We start from the raw sequence: 15,486 nt of genomic DNA, 5'->3' as shown, positions 1-15,486 counted from the left end.
TAATACCGTCCAGTCGGTATCTCCTAGGGGTGGGACAAGGATTTGTGATCCCGTTACGGCGGGAGCGTGGGTCCGGTCCTGCCCGGAGCCGGGCAGGACCGGACCGCCGGTCATGGGTTCATGTCAGGCGGGCAGTCCCCAGCGCGCGGCCGGCGCGTTCGCCGTGACCGGCCCGACGCTCAGGTCGGGGCGGTCGCCCTTCGCCGTGACGAGCGCCGAGTCGCCCTTGCGCAGGGTGATCCGGATCGCCCCGTCGCCCGCGTCCTCGAAGCGAAGTGGCCTGCCCCGCCCGTCGCGGACGTCGACCGCGCCCGCGATCCCGTGCCGCACCACGCACGGCGCGCCCGCCTCGCTCACGAGCCGCACCCACCGCGTCGTACCCCCCTCGCGCACCGCACTCAGCAGGAAGGCGCCCTGCGTACGGAAGTTGTGGACGGTGAGGTCCTTCCAGGCGGCGGGCAGGGCCGGGAAGACGCGGATCACGCCGCCCCAGGACTGGCACACCATGTCGTGCAGGGACTGGGCGGCCGACAGGGGCGTCTCGATGACGGGGCCCGACTCCTTGTACATGGTGTTGGCCTGGATGAAGCGGGACATCAGCTGGCCCAGGTACTTGAGCGCGTCCTCGCCCTTGCCGAGCAGCGCCGACATCGAGGCCGCGCCCGTGAACGTATAGCCCTGGAGGGCCCCTTCGAAGCCGACCCAGTGGGCCAACGACTTCTCGATCAGGGCGAGTTCGTCGGGGGTGCGGCCGGTCAGCTCGTACAGCGGGTACACCGCGAGCATGTGCGAGTAGTGGCGGTGGGACTTCGCGAAGGGGATGTCCGCGCCGATCATGAAGCCGTTCGTGTCCGTCGGGTACGCCACACGCCTGGCGAGCACCTCACGCCAGCGCGGCGCCAACTCGTCCTCGATGCCGAGGAGTTCGGCCGAATCGAGTAGGGTTCGGCAGCCCCACGTCAGGAGCATCAGGTCGTAGTTGCAGTCGCGGGTGTTGCCGCCGTACTCGGGCGAGAACGTCGCGGGCAGATGCAGCTTGCCGTCGGCTCCCGGCTCCAGGAAGTGCAGGTAGTAGCTGATCGCCTTGCGCAGCAGGGGGAAGAGGACGTCGCGCAGGATCTTCTCGTCCATGGTGTGGCGGTAACTCAGCCACACGTTGTGCAGCGCCCAGGTGAGGTTGCCGACCTCGGGGGTCGGAGTGTCCTGGCCGGGGATGCCGACGCCGTAGCCCTGCGCGTTGCTCGTCGCGCCGCCGTTCACGAGATGCATGTCCGTGGTGCGCGGGATGCCGAGCGAGTCGGCTCGGTACGGGGCGGCCATCTCGGCGGTGAGGTTGTCCCGGAACTCGCCCAACGCCCTGGTGACGGCGTCGAGTTCGAGGTGGTTCGAGCCGTGGATCAGCCAGTACTCCAGCTGCACGTTGAGGTTCCACCAGGTCGCGGGCCACGGGGTGGGCTCCAGCCAGGGGCCGCTGGTCGCCATCACGGGGGCGTCCCGGCGGGCGGCGGACGCGGTCTTGTAGAGCTGGATCCAGTAGAAGCGCTGGATCCGCGCGTCCGGGACGGACAGGAAGCTCTTGCGGTAGTACGCGTGCCACCAGGCGCGATGGGTCACGGCGAGGGCGTCGTACGGGAGCCGGGCCGCGGCCCGCACCGTCGAGACGGCCCGGTCGCGGGCGGTGGACTTCGGGAAGGAGTGCGCCACGTTCACGTACAGCGTCCGCCGCTCGCCGCGGGCACGCTCGCGCCAGGCGGTGACGTGCTGGCCGCCGGACAGGAGCGGCTGGACGCAGACGGAGACGCCGTCGTCCTCACCGGACTCGGCGGGCGGATTGCCCTCGTAGCCGGCCGGGATCGGCTGGAACGCGGCGCGCGGGCTGATGGACTGCGCGGGGTGGAAGACCCATGCGAAGCCGCGCTCGCCCCCGGACGGGGTGACCTCGACGGCGAGGACGGAGAGCGCGTTGGTGACCTGGGCGCGGATCGTGAGCGTGCCCTTGTCGGTGGTGAGGGTGCCGGTCAGCTCCGCGTCACGAAGGCGCAGGCGCCAGTCGAGGCCGGTGACGGCGCCGACGGGTTCGAGAGTGAAGTAGCCGATGGGCAGCCGCGCCAGACCGAACAGGGACCCGAACTCCGGTCGGTGGTCCTGGACCTCGGAGTGCTGGACGTTGAAGCGGATCGCATTCTTCCCGGGCTCCTGGTAGATCCCGGAGCCGAGCAGGCCGTTGCCGAGGTACGGGCCCTCGTACCAGGTCTTCGGCATCTTCTGCCAGACGAGGTCGGCGTCGTCGAGGACGGTGCGCCAGGCGTCCTCGGAGGGAGCGCTCGCCGCTGTGGCGGGGGTCGAGACGGGGGTGGCGGCGGTGGCCTGTGACGGCAGCCCGCCCGCCAGCGCGGCGCCGGCGAGGGTGGATCCGGTGGCGAGCACGGTCCTTCTGGACGGTCTTGGCATGGCGCGGCCTCCACGTGTCGAAGCAGACGTCGATTCATCGGAGCTATCCCCTGCGGCAAGCTAGGGATGTGACGATACCGCGTCAATATGCCGGGAGAGATCCGATGTAATCCGCGCTATGTGGATGCTGTGCGTGTACGTGAACCGGAACGCCTAACCCCAGATCACGGCCCCGATCCAGGCGCCCACGATGAGCAGGCAGGCGAAAAGTTCGGCCAGGATGCTGGAGCCGCCGGCGCGCATCGCGGTCCGGGTGGAGGCGACGGCGTCGCCGTGCCGGCCGAGGCGCAGGCGCTCGCAGAGGTAGATGCCTCCGACGAACCCCGGGATCGATCCGATCACCGGGATCACGCAGAAACCGACGAGGGCTCCGGCCCCCGCCCATACCGCGGTGCGGCGCGTGGCCCCGCTCTCGCGCAGCCGGCGCGGCGGGAGCTGCCAGCGAAGCACCTGGGCGGCGAGCAGGACGGCGGTGGCGCCGACCAGAACACCCCAGGCCGGCCCGTTCGGGCCCTGGAGCGACCACACGAGGACCGCGGCCCACACGAGCCACGACCCGGGCACCCCGGGCACGAGCACCCCGCACAGGCCGAGCAGCATCACCACTCCCACCAGCAGGAGTTCCCACACGCCCATCTGCCAAGAGTGCCGGACAACGACGGAACCCGCAGATCGCAGAGCTTCACTCTCCGCCACCACCGACGGCTTCCGGCCGTGGAACTCAGCCCTCCGCGGCGTGCACCCCGCGCGGCTCCGCCAGCGCGTCCCGGGACACCCAGCCCCGCTCGTACGCATGCCAGCCCAGCTGGAGCCGCGTCGTCACACCGGCCAGTTCCATCAGGCGCTTCACTCTGCGCTGGACCGTGCGGAGCCCCAGGTCGAGCTGCTTGGCGACGCTCGCGTCCGTGAGTCCGGCCAGGAGAAGGGAGAGGATCTCCAGGTCCGTGCCGTCGGGGCCGTCCGGCTCCTGCTCGGTGATGGCGTGGCTGCTCTCGCCGAGCCGCAGTGGCAGGGCGTCCCGCCAGACCGCCTCGAACAGGCCGGACAGTGACTCCAGGAGCCCGCTCGCGTGGACGACGAGCGCCGCGGGCTCCGCCGCGCGGGAGGTCAGCGGCACCATCGCGAGCGCCCCGTCGGCGATCACCAGCTTCGTCGGCACCCGGTCGACGACCCGTACCTGTTCGTCGCGCCCGATCGCGGCCGACAGCTCGGTCAGCCCCGTCGGCATCGACAGCACCTCGCGCTCCACCACGACCCGGTACGCGACGCCCCGGCCTGCGGCCTGCTCCTCCGCCTCGTTGTCCATGCCCGAGACGGCGATCGGATTGCCGGTGACCAGCGCGCACACCTCGTCCGTCGCACCCAGCTGAAGCTGGAGGAACCGCTGTGAGACCGCCGCCGCGCCCGTGACCACCTCGACCAGATCGTGCACGGCGGGCTCGGCGGCCTGCGCCCGGTACTCCTCGGCGAGCAGCGCCGCCGCCAGCTCCGCCTTCTCCAGCTCGTGCCGCTGCTGCGTCAGGAGCGCCCCGAGGGCGACGCCCGGCGGAGCCGCGACCCAGCGCCCCGGCCGCGCGGACGACTGCGCGGCGAGCCCGTGCCGCTCCAGCCTGCGCAGCGCGTGTTCGGTCTCGTACTCGGCGAGGGCGAGCCGCCCCGCGAGATCGGGCACGTCGGCCGCGCCCAGCGACACGAGCGCGCGGTAGGCGCTCTCGTGCATCTCGTCCAGACCTATCGCACCCAGCATGCGGCGATGCCCCTCCCCGAGCCTCGGTTCCGGCGGCACCGTGGCGGGAAACGGCCACGGCGCAAACCCGCCGCGCCCCATCTTCCCCGCACCACCGCTCTCTCTGCCAATGTGGCGCCACCGCAGCACCAACATCCGCCGGGAATAGGGCCTTTGTGCCGTATTCACCTGCGCTTTCACCTGGGGAGAGGGAGAGCGATGCGCGCGATATCGCGTACGGCCTCGGTGGCGGCGACCGCCGTCGTCCTGGCCGTCACCGCGGCCCTGCCTACCGTGGCCGAGCCACGGGAGGACGCCAAGAGACCGCTCGTCGGCAGCGAGGCGGCCGCGAAGGAGGGGGCGGGTTCCGTCGTCACGCTCGTCACGGGCGACCGGATCCTGGTGACCAAGGACGGCTCGGGTCACAGCGTGGCCACCGCGCTCCCCGGGGAGGACGGCACCGCCCCGCTCGTGCAGACGCGGACGTCGGGCCAGGACCTCTACGTCTACCCCGCGGGCGCCGTCAAGGCGATCGCCGACGGCCGCGTCGACGAGGAGCTCTTCAACGTCACGGGCCTCGTCCGCCAGGGCTACGACGACGCGCACAGCAAGTCGGTGCCGCTCATCGCGGTCTACGACAAGTCCGTCGACGTCGCCCGCAGCGCGCCCGCCGCCCCGCGCGGCGCCGAGCGCGGCCTCGTGCTCGACCCCGTCGACGGCGTGGCGCTGAAGGCCGACAAGAAGAAGGCCGCCGACTTCTGGGCCGACGTCACCGACACCCGCTCCCGCGCCGCCGGCTCCCTCAAGAAGCTCTGGCTCGACCGGAAGATGCAGGCCAGCCTCGACCGGTCGACGAAGCAGGTGCACGCCCCCGAGGCGTGGGCCGCGGGCTACGACGGCAAGGGCACCAAGGTCGCCGTCCTCGACACCGGCGTCGACACCGACCACCCCGACCTCAAGGGGCGTGTCGCCGAGTCGAAGAACTTCACCGACTCCGAGGACGCGGGCGACCACCAGGGTCACGGCACCCACACCACGTCCACCGTCGGCGGCACCGGCGCGGCGAGCGACGGCAAGGAGCGCGGCGTCGCCCCCGGCACCACGCTCCTCAACGGCAAGGTCCTCAACGACTCGGGCTCCGGCGCCACTTCGTGGATCATCGCCGGTATGCAGTGGGCCGTCGACCAGGGCGCCGACGTCGTCTCCATGAGCCTCGGCAACCCCGCGAAGTCCGACTGCACCGACCCGATGGCCACCGCCACCGAAGAACTCGCGCAGTCGTCGAAGAACACCCTCTTCGTCATCGCGGCGGGCAACACCGGACCCGGCAACAACACCGTCTCCTCACCCGGCTGCGCCCCGAGCGTCCTGACCGTCGGCGCCGTCGACCACGACGACACCACCGCGAGCTTCTCCAGTCGCGGCCCGGCCTACGGCTCGCACACGCTCAAGCCCGAGATCACCGCGCCCGGCGTCGCCATCTCGGCCGCGGCCGCGGGCGGCCGTGGCATCTACGCGTACCAGTCGATGAGCGGTACGTCGATGGCGACCCCGCACGTCGCGGGCGCCGCCGCCATCGTCAAGCAGCGCCACCCCGACTGGAGCGCCCAGCAGATCAAGGCGGCCCTCGTGTCCTCCGCGGACGCGGCCATCCCCGGCGACGTGCGCGAGACCGGCGGCGGCCGCCTCGACGTGAAGGCCGCGATCGACGAGAAGGTGCTCGGCGCGAGCGCCGTCCAGGGCGGCAGTTTCAACTGGCCGCAGGACAGCAGCGACCGCACCACCGTCGACGTGCCCTACACGAACACCACCGACAAGGCCGTGCGGTTGAGCCTGGAGGTGAAGGGCGTCACCGGCAACGACGGCTCCGCCGTCCGCTCCTCGGTCGCGAAGCTCGGCGAGCACACCGTCACCGTCCCGGCGGGCGCGACCGTCAAGGTCCCCCTGAAGATCGACCCCACGGCCTCGCTCAAGGCCGCCCAGTACGGCGACGTCACCGGCCGTGTGCTCGCCACCGCCGACGGCGTCGGCGTCTCCACGCCCTTCTCGCTGTATGTGCAGCCCGAGACGGTCACCCTCCGCGTCAAGCTCGTCGACCGCTCGGGCAAGGCCGCGGCCGGGCAGTCGTCCGTCGACCTGATCGGCACCGACGACGCCAGCGGCGAGCGCCGCTTCAACGAGGGCGCGGCCGACCAGACGTACCAGATACGTCAGGGCCGCTACTTCCTCTCCAGCTTCGTCACCACGCCCGACACCGAGGGCACCCTCCTCAACTCCCTCTCCTACCTGGCCCGCCCGCAGCTCGACGTCAAGAAGGACACCACCGTCGTCCTCGACGCGCGCAAGGCCGGCCGCCTCGAGGTGAAGACCGACAAGGCGTCCGAGGTGCGGGGCGCCACCCTCGGGTTCGCCCGCAGCTGGGACGACACCTGGCTGCACGCGGCCACCGCGGCCGGCGGCCGCACCGTCGCCGGGTACTACGCCGACATCGAGGGCCGCGCCACCGACGGCACCTTCGAGTTCGACAGTTTCTGGCGCGCGGCGGCCCCGCAGCTCAGCGAGTTCGGCGTCGTAGGCGGCCCCGCGCTGCACGCGGTGGCCGGGGCGACGAACTCCGCGAACCTCGACGGCTCCGGCAAGGCCCAGGTCGTCGACGCCGGGTCCGGTACGGCCGCCGAACTCGCCGCGGCCGGCGTCAAGGGCAAGATCGCCCTGGTCAAGCTCGCCGACAACGGCGCGGCCGCGGCCGTGGCCAAGGCGGCCAAGGACGCCGGAGCCATCGCCGTCCTCGCCCACCGCTCGATCCCGGGGCGCTTCTACCCGTCCGTCGGCTTCATCGGCGGCCCGCTGCCCGTCATCGGCATCCCGTCCGACGAGGCAGCCGACCTGCTCGCCCGGATCGGCGCCGGCGACGTGACCCTCCACTGGAAGGGCACGGCGAAGAGCCCGTACTTCTACAACCTGGCCTTCCCCGAGACCGGCCCCGTGCAGAGCGCGCGCACCTACACCGTCCGCGACCGCGACCTCGCCGAGAACAAGGCGACGTACCGCGCGATGGGCACGCCCACCGACTACCTGGACCTGCCCAGCGTCACGCGCCCGAGCGGACTCACGGCCTACTTCGGTGACTTCGAGACCGTGGCGGCGCCTTCCCACCGCACCGAGCTCTACTCGGCGGGTACCACGGGCTGGGGCCACCAGGTCTCCAGCAGCTTCCCCTGGGGCGAGTACATGATCGACCCGGTGCGCACCTACAAGAAGGGTGAGCACCGCACCGAGGAGTGGTACGGCGACGTGCTCGCGCCCACCACGCCGCTGGACGACGCGGGCGAGCCGGCGCTGGCCGCCGAACGCCAGGGCGACCTGATCGGCGTCGCGCCCGGCTTCTGGGGTGACAGCGAACACCAGGGGGTCCAGGGCAGCTTCGGGGACTTCGGCTCCGTCGACCTCAAGCGCGACGGCGAGGCGCTCGGGCACAGCAATGTCCCGTTCGGCGTGTTCCAGGTGCCGGGCGACGACGCGCGGTACGACATGACGCTCAACACCTTCAAGCAGAGCTTCGGCGCCTGGAACCGGTCCACGCAGACGCAGACGACCTGGTCGTTCCGCTCACACCTCGACGAGAACGTCTACTCGCAGGGCATCCCGCTGCTCTTCCCGCACTACGCCCTGCCGCAGGACGACCTCAAGACGCTGCCCGCCACGGACGGCCAGCGGATCACGCTCACCGCGACCGGCCACGCCGGCTACACGCCCGGCAAGCTCACCTCGGCCGAGCTGTCGTACTCCTACGACGGCGGCACCACGTGGACCGAGGCGAAGACCGCCGAGCGTGACGGCAAGTGGAGCGCGACCGTGAACCACGCGGGCGCCTCCGGCAAGCAGGTCACCCTGAAGGCCCAACTGACCGACGCCAACGGCAACTCGGTCGAACAGACGGTGACGCGCGCCTACGACGTGCGCTGATCACCCGAACGAGCCGGTCCGCCGGGCGTCCTTCCCGTGGGGGGTGGGGTCGCCCGGCGGACCTTTTTCGCTTCAAGCCGGGTCATTCGGGGCCATTTCTGGTCGTTTTCGAGTGTCCCGTTTTCGTACGGCCCATGCGGTGGACAATAAGGGCATGAGCCAGCAGGGGGAGAGGAACTCCGGCCGACACGGTCAAGGCGACGACTGGTGGGGACAGTTGTACGACGAATCCACCGACGACACAGGTCCGACCCCGGCCCCGGACACCCTCGACGACCGCTTCGCCTCGGCGTCGGGGACGGTCTCGCCACCGGAATCCGAAGGGGGCGAGGAGCAACTCCCGGAGCCCGAGCCGGAGCCGGAGCCTGAGCACGACCCCGGGCCGGTGCCCGAGCAGGTCACGGAGCGGCCGCCGGTCCCGGAGCAGCGCATGCCCGGGGCGCGCGACGCCCGGAGGGTGCCGCCACCGTCGCCGTCATCACCGCCGGCGCCTGCCCGGCCCGTGGACCCGCCGCCGGCTCCGCGCGCCCCGTGGGAACCCCCGGCACACGCTCCGGGGCGCCCCGAGAGCTTCCCGTCCGTGCCACCGCCGCCCGGCCACCGGCCACCACCGCCCCCTCCCACCGCCGCGCCGGACCTCCGCGCGCCCGACGCCGATGCGCACGCCCCCGACGCGGCCCCCGACGCCGAGCCGGTCGTCGCCGAAGCGCCGGAGGCACGCACCGAACCCCCGGTCGTCCCCTACGTGGGCGACGGCCCGCCCACCTACGACGCCGAACCCACCGCGCTCCCGCCCGCCGACCCCGACACCCTCGACGACCTCGTCGCCGACACCGTCCTGGACGGCGCCAGGTACGGGTCCTCCACCCTGCGCGCGGTGTCCGTGCGGGGCGACTCCGCGCGCTACCGGGGCGAGCCCCGCCGCGACTGCCTGCTCACCGCCCGGTTCGGCACGGGCGCCGGCGCCCTCATCCTGGTCGCCATGGCCACCGGCGCCCGCGCCACACCCGGAGCGCACCGCGCGGCGGCCGAGGCCTGCGACTGGATCGGCCGAGCCGTCGGCCGCAGTCACGCGAGGCTCGCCGAGGACATCCGCGCCGCCCACCGGGGCGACCTCAAGTCGGGCCTGCACCGCCTGACCGACCGCAGCCTCGGAAAGCTCAGGGCGAGCGCCGCCGAGCAGGGCCTGGAACCGGAGGAGTACACGGCGAGCCTGCGCTGCCTCCTGCTGCCCGCCGACCCCGGCTGCCGCACCCGCGTGTTCTTCGGCGTCGGCGGGGGCGGCCTGTTCCGGCTGCGCGACGGCGAGTGGCAGGACATCGAGCCGCAGGTCTCCGAGGTGTCGGGCGCCCCCGTCGTCGGTTACGGTTCGCCGCCGCCGGAGACTCCCGACGGCGACCGCCTGACCATGGACCTCGGGATCACCACGCCCCCGAGCCCGTACGAGCCGGCGCCCGAGCAGCCCCGCGACCCGTTCCGCTTCCGTGCCTCCGTCGCCCGTCCGGGTGACACGCTCCTGCTGTGCACGGCGGGCCTCGCCGAGCCCCTGCGCGGCGAGCCGGAGCTGTCCGGGCACCTCACGCGCCGCTGGGACGGGAGCGGCCCGCCCGGCCTCACCGCGTTCCTCGCGGACACCCAGGTACGCGTCAAGGGGTACGCGGACGACCGCACGGCCGCCGCCGTTTGGGAGGCGTAACCGCGCCCGCTGTGGATTCATGGGGAAGGGAGTGTCCACAGGACGGTTCGTGAAGGGGCGCGTGAGTCATGGCCAAGCAGAACGTCGCCGAGCAGTTCGTCGACATCCTCGTCCGCGCGGGCGTCAAGCGTATGTACGGCGTCGTCGGCGACAGCCTGAACCCGGTCGTCGACGCGATCCGCCGCAACTCCGCGATCGACTGGATCCACGTACGGCACGAGGAGACCGCCGCGTTCGCCGCCGGGGCGGAGGCGCAGATCACCGGGAAGATGACGTCCTGCGCCGGCTCCTGCGGGCCCGGCAATCTGCACCTCATCAACGGGCTCTACGACGCCCACCGCTCCATGGCCCCGGTCCTCGCGCTCGCCTCGCACATCCCGTCGAGCGAGATCGGCCTCGGCTACTTCCAGGAGACGCACCCCGACCGGCTCTTCCAGGAGTGCTCGCACTACAGCGAGATGATCTCCAACCCGCAGCAGATGCCGCGCGTCCTGCAGACGGCGATCCAGCACGCGGTCGGCCAGTCGGGCGTCAGCGTCGTCACGCTGCCCGGCGACGTCGCCGACCGGCCCGCACCCGAGAAGTCGGTCGAGACGGCGATCGTCACGTCCCGGCCGACCATCCGCCCCGGCGACACCGAGATCGACCGGCTCGTCGAGATGATCGACGACGCCGCCAAGGTCACGCTCTTCTGCGGCAGCGGCACCGCGGGCGCGCACGCCGAGGTCATGGACTTCGCGGAGAAGATCAAGTCGCCGGTCGGGCACGCCCTGCGCGGCAAGGAATGGATTCAGTACGACAACCCGTTCGACGTCGGCATGAGCGGGCTGCTCGGGTACGGCGCCGCGTACGAGGCGACGAACGAGTGCGATCTGCTCATCCTGCTCGGCACGGACTTCCCGTACAACGCGTTCCTGCCGCAGAAGGACGTGAAGATCGTCCAGGTCGACGTCAGGCCCGAGCACCTCGGCCGGCGCTCGAAGCTGGACCTCGCCGTGTGGGGCGACGTGCGCGAGACGCTGCGCTGCCTGACCCCGCGCGTGCAGCCGAAGACGAACCGGCGCTTCCTCGACAAGATGCTCAAGAAGCACGCGGACACCCTCGAAGGCGTCATCAAGGCGTACACGAAGAAGGTGGAGAAGCACGTCCCGATCCACCCCGAGTACGTCGCCTCCGTGCTCGACGAACTGGCCGCCGACGACGCCGTGTTCACCGTCGACACGGGCATGTGCAACGTGTGGGCGGCGCGCTACATCTCGCCCAACGGCCGCCGCCGCGTGATCGGATCGTTCTCGCACGGCTCCATGGCCAACGCGCTGCCGATGGCGATCGGCGCCCAGTTCGTCGACCGCAACCGCCAGGTCGTCTCGATGTCGGGCGACGGCGGGTTCTCCATGCTGATGGGCGACTTCCTGACCCTCGTCCAGTACGACCTGCCGGTCAAGGTCGTCCTCTTCAACAACTCCTCGCTCGGTATGGTCGAGTTGGAGATGCTCGTGGCCGGGCTCCCGTCGTACGGGACGGCGAACAAGAACCCCGACTTCGCGGCCGTCGCCCGCGCGTGCGGAGCGTACGGGGTGCGCGTGGAGAAGCCGAAACAGCTCGCCGGGGCCCTCAAGGACGCCTTCAAGCACAAGGGCCCCGCCCTCGTCGACGTCGTCACCGACCCCAACGCCCTGTCGATCCCGCCCAGGATCAGCGCCGAGATGGTGACGGGCTTCGCGCTCTCCGCCTCCAAGATCGTCCTGGACGGCGGCGTCGGCCGCATGGTGCAGATGGCCCGCTCCAACATCCGCAACCTGCCGCGCCCGTAGTACCGCCGGACCGCGAGTTCGTTGGTGGATGAATCCACAGGAGTGCGGACATGCGTGCGGGGCATGCATTCCCGTGTACGCGTTCGAGCGTGGTCGCAGGAGAAGGGGCAAGGTCATCGGCGTGCGGGCGGGGGTCATGAAACGGCTGGTACGAGGGCGCGTTCCCACCACGGTGGCCGGACGCTCCCCAACGGAGGAAGCGCCAGGGAGCGACGGGGCGACGAACGACGGCACGGCGGACGACAACACGGCGCACGACGGCACGACGGGCGACGGCGGAGGCGCGCTGTTGAGGCGCACGCTGGGGCGGTCCGACCTGCGGGCGGTGCCCGAGGCGAGGCGCGCACTGCGCGAACTCCTGGACGACTGGGGCCCGCCGGAGAGGTCGGAGACCGCGGAGCTGCTCACCAGCGAACTGGTGACGAACGCCCTGGTGCACACCGACCACGACGCCGTCCTCACGGCCACCGTCGGGCCGAAGAGGCTCCGGGTGGAGGTCAGGGACTTCGTGGGGCGCAGGCCGAGGCTGCGCGTACCGGTCGCCGACGACGGTACGAACGGCCGGGGCCTCGTCCTGGTGCAGTCGCTCGCGGACGCCTGGGGCGTACGGGCACTGGGCGTGGGCAAGGTGGTCTGGTTCGAACTGGACGGCGGCCCCGCGTGACACCGTGGGACCGCCGCCCGGAACGGCGCACCCGTCCGGCCGAACTCCCTTCGGACGCCCCCCTAGCCGAATTGCTGCTCGAGGTCCTTGAGCTTCTGCTCCAGTGAGTCGAGCCGCGGCAGGGCCTGGGTGTCGTCCTCCGCCGTGAGGTCGACCGTGACGGGCTTGCCGGCTTCAGGGCCGCCTCTGACGGCCTGGAGGGAGGGACGCGCGCGCAGCGGGAGCTGTTCCTGGGGTGAGGGCGGCGGGTCCTCCGATATGGCAGGCTCCGCGCCCGCCTGCCCCGTGCCGGACCCCGCGGAGACGGCGGTCTGCACGTCCACCTGACGCCCTCCGCGCCCGCCGAGCGTGGGGTGGCCCCGGCTGATCGCCTTGAGCTGGGCCCGCTCCAGCTTCTCGTGCTCGCGCCTGCGCAGCCGGGTCTGCTCCTTCTCGCGCTTGTCCTCCCGCACCTCGTCCACCGCTTCGTCCAGGGTGCGCACACCCTCGAGCAGCATCAGCGACCAGGCGCCGTACGTCTCGCGGGGCGCGCGCAGCCACCGCACGATCCGGATCTGCGGCAACGGCCGTGGCACCAGGCCCTGTTCACGCAGGGCCGCGCGGCGCGTCTGCTTCAGCGCGCGGTCGAAGAGGACCGCGGCCGACAGTGACATGCCGGCGAAGAAGTGCGGGGCGCCCGCGTGGCTGATGCCGCGCGGCGCGTGCACCCAGTTGAACCAGGCGGCGGCGCCCGCGAAGGTCCACACGAGTATCCGGGAGCCGAGCGCCGCGTCGCCGTGGCTCGCCTCGCGCACCGCGAGCACGGAGCAGAACATGGCCGCGCCGTCGAGGCCGAACGGGACGAGGTACTCCCAGCCCCCGGACAGGTTCAGGTTCTGCTGGCCGAAGCCGACAAGCCCGTGGAAGGAGAGTGCGGCGGCCACGGCGGCGCAGCAGAACAGCAGCAGATAGGACGCGGTGCCGTAGACGGCCTCCTTGCGCCTGCGGCGTTCCTCGCTGCGCTCCCACGAGTCGTCGGACGACGCGGCCGCTCTTTCCCCGGCGCGCTTGCTGCGCGCGAGGACCGCCACCGCCGCCAGCAGGCCCAGGAGCAGCACGGCGCCGGGAAGCAGCCAGTCCAGCGATATGTCGGTCAGTCTCATCTGGGGTCCCTTGCGTCGCGGTAGGGCTTTTCGGCCGCCATATTGGCTCAAGGCCACCGGTGCGCAAGGAGTTTCGGGACAAGAGAACGCCATTGGAGTGCGAGGGGGCGCACGAAGCGGACATGCGCTCGAACTCCCTTGAGAATGAGGGAAGTTGAGTTCGAATTACGTCACTCGAAAGGGTGGTTCACGCCGAGGGGGTTGCCGTCGTCGCGTTCAGGCGGTTGCGCTCAGCCTCGCCACTCGGTCCGCGTCGCAGGTGCGGGGGCACGTCACGCAGGTGTCCTCGGGACGCAGCGTGTAGAAGAGGCAGCAGCTCGCCCGGTCGCGGGTCGGCAGCGACTGCCCGTCGGGGCCGGTGAGTTCACGGAACGCGGGCTTGCCGACGTACGGCTTCGTCGTGCCGGGCAGCAGCAGTTCGAGCTCCCGCATCGCCCGGCGCTCCTCGCCGAGCAGATGGGCGATGTACCAGAGCCCCTCGACGATCTCGTCCGTCGCCATGCCCCACAGGGCGCGCGGGCCACGTCGCATCCGCGGTCCGAATCCGGTGAGCACCGGGCCCAGGTGGTCGGCGACGGCCGCGCGCACCTCGGCCCGCAGCGCCTCCTCGTCCGGCACGACATGGGCGCCGGGCAGTGCGGCGGCGGGGTCGCCCGGCAGGCAGGCGAAGTCGGTGACGCGTACGGCCATCCGCCCCAGCGTGCGCTGGAAGGCGACGTTCGTCACGGGGAGGCGCGGGACGCGGCGGTCCAGGAACCACGGCACCGTGACCAGCAGGCAGGCGGGCCAGGCGTAACGGTGCAGGCCGAAACTGGCGACGACGTCCGGGCGGGCCTGCTGCCCGTAGTCCTTGAGCACCTGCGCGTTGTCCCACGCGAGGAACGCGTCGAGGGCGGGCCCGCCCTCCGCGAGCCGGGCGGCGGCGACCCAGCCGCTGCCCTGAGGGGGCTGCTCGGTCTCGGCGAGCTCTGTGATCCGCAGACCCGCGAACACCTCGGTCAGCCGGGTGTACGCGGGCGTGAGCGCGCTGGTGGCCACGGGGGCCGATGCGGGAAAAGGCATGCAGGGGACCACCGAATCGCGATCGTTTGCAGGTAAGCCTTACCTTACCCGAACGGTCGGGGGTTTGAACTGCGGGCCTGGCGGCCTATGGTTCTGCGTTGGACGAATTCCGCGGATTACCGACGACCGGGGAGGACCTGGGTGGAGCAGGCCAGAACGCGCGCCGACAGCGCCGCCTCAGGGCTGCCCGCGGGCGTTCCCGAGCAGCGGGGCACCGCCGGGTGGCACCAGGTGCCCGAGCAGACCCGGGGCGAGCACACCCACAGCGAGACGCCGCTGCCGCCGCGCCCCCGCGTCGAGCGCACCTCCGTGCGCGGGCAGGTGCTCGACGCGCTGCGCACCGCGCTCGTCGACGGCGAGCTCGTGCCCGGCGAGGTCTACTCCGCGCCCGTCCTCGGGGACGGACTCGGCGTCTCCGCCACGCCTGTCCGTGAGGCCATGCAGCAGCTGGCCCGCGAAGGTGCCGTCGAGGTCGTGCCGAACCGCGGCTTCCGGGTCACCGAGCGCAGCGCCCGCGAGCTCGCCGAGCTGGCCGAGGTGCGGGCACTGATCGAGGTGCCCGTGGTGCTGCGGCTCGCCCGTACGGTGCCGGTGGCGCGCTGGGCCGAGCTGCGGCCCCTGGCCGACGCGACGGCCGTCGCGGCCGCCGGCGGCGACCGCGCGCACTACGCGGAGACGGACCGCGCCTTCCACCGCGCGATGCTCGCCCTCGGCGGCAACGAACAGCTCGTCCAGGTCGCCGACGACCTGCACCGCCGCTCGCAGTGGCCCCTGCCCGGCGGCGGACCGCTGTCCCGCCGCGCCGACCTGGTGGCCGACGCCGCGGAACACATGGCACTCCTCGCGGCGCTGGAGGCCCAGGACCTCGCGGTGGTGCAGGCGCTGGTGCGGGAGCACTTCGCCGGAGCGGCGGACTAGGCCTCAACAGGCCCCCGGACCGTCAGGCCCCGGTTCGTCGGGCCCCC

Annotated in this window: 10 protein-coding genes; 5 read left to right on the top strand and 5 right to left on the bottom strand. The window is 72.0% G+C overall.

Annotation, left to right across the window (positions count from 1 at the left end; all coding sequences use genetic code 11):
* Positions 1–123: 123 nt before the first annotated feature.
* The 3 genes from OHO83_RS13095 to OHO83_RS13085 form a co-directional block, all read right to left on the bottom strand.
* Positions 124–2,451: a glycosyl hydrolase family 95 catalytic domain-containing protein gene (locus tag OHO83_RS13095; RefSeq protein ID WP_330279492.1), complete on the bottom strand. Its 2,328-nt coding sequence runs from the start codon at positions 2,449–2,451 to the stop codon at positions 124–126.
* A gap of 153 nt (positions 2,452–2,604) precedes the next feature.
* Entirely contained in the window at positions 2,605–3,087 is a 483-nt protein-coding gene (locus OHO83_RS13090) for a DUF456 domain-containing protein (protein WP_266675171.1), read from the bottom strand.
* Between the two features lie 85 nt (positions 3,088–3,172).
* Positions 3,173–4,198, bottom strand: coding sequence for a winged helix-turn-helix transcriptional regulator (locus tag OHO83_RS13085; protein ID WP_330279491.1), 1,026 nt, complete (start codon positions 4,196–4,198; stop codon positions 3,173–3,175).
* Between the two features lie 198 nt (positions 4,199–4,396).
* Here OHO83_RS13085 and OHO83_RS13080 point away from each other — a divergent pair, with 198 nt between their 5' ends.
* The 4 genes from OHO83_RS13080 (at position 4,397) to OHO83_RS13065 (ending at position 12,317) form a co-directional block, all read left to right on the top strand.
* A complete protein-coding gene (locus OHO83_RS13080; protein WP_330279490.1) occupies positions 4,397–8,143 on the top strand; it encodes a S8 family peptidase in 3,747 nt (1,248 codons plus the stop codon).
* A gap of 154 nt (positions 8,144–8,297) precedes the next feature.
* Positions 8,298–9,839 (top strand): protein phosphatase 2C domain-containing protein, encoded by a 1,542-nt coding sequence (locus tag OHO83_RS13075; RefSeq protein WP_330279489.1) that lies wholly within the window; start codon positions 8,298–8,300, stop codon positions 9,837–9,839.
* Positions 9,840–9,907: 68 nt separating this feature from the next.
* A complete protein-coding gene (locus OHO83_RS13070) occupies positions 9,908–11,653 on the top strand; it encodes a pyruvate dehydrogenase (RefSeq protein ID WP_266675175.1) in 1,746 nt (581 codons plus the stop codon).
* A gap of 136 nt (positions 11,654–11,789) precedes the next feature.
* Positions 11,790–12,317 carry an ATP-binding protein gene (locus tag OHO83_RS13065; protein ID WP_330279488.1) on the top strand — a complete coding sequence of 176 codons (528 nt, stop codon included), beginning with the start codon at positions 11,790–11,792 and terminating at the stop codon, positions 12,315–12,317.
* A gap of 62 nt (positions 12,318–12,379) precedes the next feature.
* On the opposite strand, the gene OHO83_RS13060 is transcribed toward OHO83_RS13065, so the two are convergent.
* Both OHO83_RS13060 and OHO83_RS13055 read right to left on the bottom strand, forming a co-directional pair.
* Entirely contained in the window at positions 12,380–13,459 is a 1,080-nt protein-coding gene (locus OHO83_RS13060; protein WP_266675177.1) for a DUF2637 domain-containing protein, read from the bottom strand.
* 216 nt (positions 13,460–13,675) lie between these two features.
* A complete protein-coding gene (locus OHO83_RS13055) occupies positions 13,676–14,521 on the bottom strand; it encodes a (2Fe-2S)-binding protein (protein ID WP_266675178.1) in 846 nt (281 codons plus the stop codon).
* A gap of 141 nt (positions 14,522–14,662) precedes the next feature.
* Here OHO83_RS13055 and OHO83_RS13050 point away from each other — a divergent pair, with 141 nt between their 5' ends.
* Positions 14,663–15,439 (top strand): GntR family transcriptional regulator, encoded by a 777-nt coding sequence (locus OHO83_RS13050; protein WP_323186947.1) that lies wholly within the window; start codon positions 14,663–14,665, stop codon positions 15,437–15,439.
* Positions 15,440–15,486 lie beyond the last annotated feature (47 nt).

Origin of the sequence: Streptomyces sp. NBC_00569 (genome assembly GCF_036345255.1) — a bacterium.
In the GTDB taxonomy this organism is placed as follows: Bacteria; Actinomycetota; Actinomycetes; order Streptomycetales; family Streptomycetaceae; genus Streptomyces.
The sequence above is the reverse complement of the archived record's forward strand: the minus strand, read 5'-3'. Positions and strand labels throughout refer to the sequence as shown.

Excerpts from the sequence above, each read along its gene's own strand:
- OHO83_RS13055 (WP_266675178.1), bottom strand. The coding sequence starts at position 14,521 with ATGCCTTTTCCCGCATCGGCCCCCGTGGCCACCAGCGCGCTCACGCCC.
- OHO83_RS13090 (WP_266675171.1), bottom strand. The coding sequence starts at position 3,087 with ATGGGCGTGTGGGAACTCCTGCTGGTGGGAGTGGTGATGCTGCTCGGC.
- OHO83_RS13070 (WP_266675175.1), top strand. The coding sequence starts at position 9,908 with ATGGCCAAGCAGAACGTCGCCGAGCAGTTCGTCGACATCCTCGTCCGC.
- OHO83_RS13085 (WP_330279491.1), bottom strand. The coding sequence starts at position 4,198 with ATGCTGGGTGCGATAGGTCTGGACGAGATGCACGAGAGCGCCTACCGC.
- OHO83_RS13095 (WP_330279492.1), bottom strand. The coding sequence starts at position 2,451 with ATGCCAAGACCGTCCAGAAGGACCGTGCTCGCCACCGGATCCACCCTC.
- OHO83_RS13060 (WP_266675177.1), bottom strand. The coding sequence starts at position 13,459 with ATGAGACTGACCGACATATCGCTGGACTGGCTGCTTCCCGGCGCCGTG.
- OHO83_RS13080 (WP_330279490.1), top strand. The coding sequence starts at position 4,397 with ATGCGCGCGATATCGCGTACGGCCTCGGTGGCGGCGACCGCCGTCGTC.
- OHO83_RS13065 (WP_330279488.1), top strand. The coding sequence starts at position 11,790 with ATGAAACGGCTGGTACGAGGGCGCGTTCCCACCACGGTGGCCGGACGC.
- OHO83_RS13075 (WP_330279489.1), top strand. The coding sequence starts at position 8,298 with ATGAGCCAGCAGGGGGAGAGGAACTCCGGCCGACACGGTCAAGGCGAC.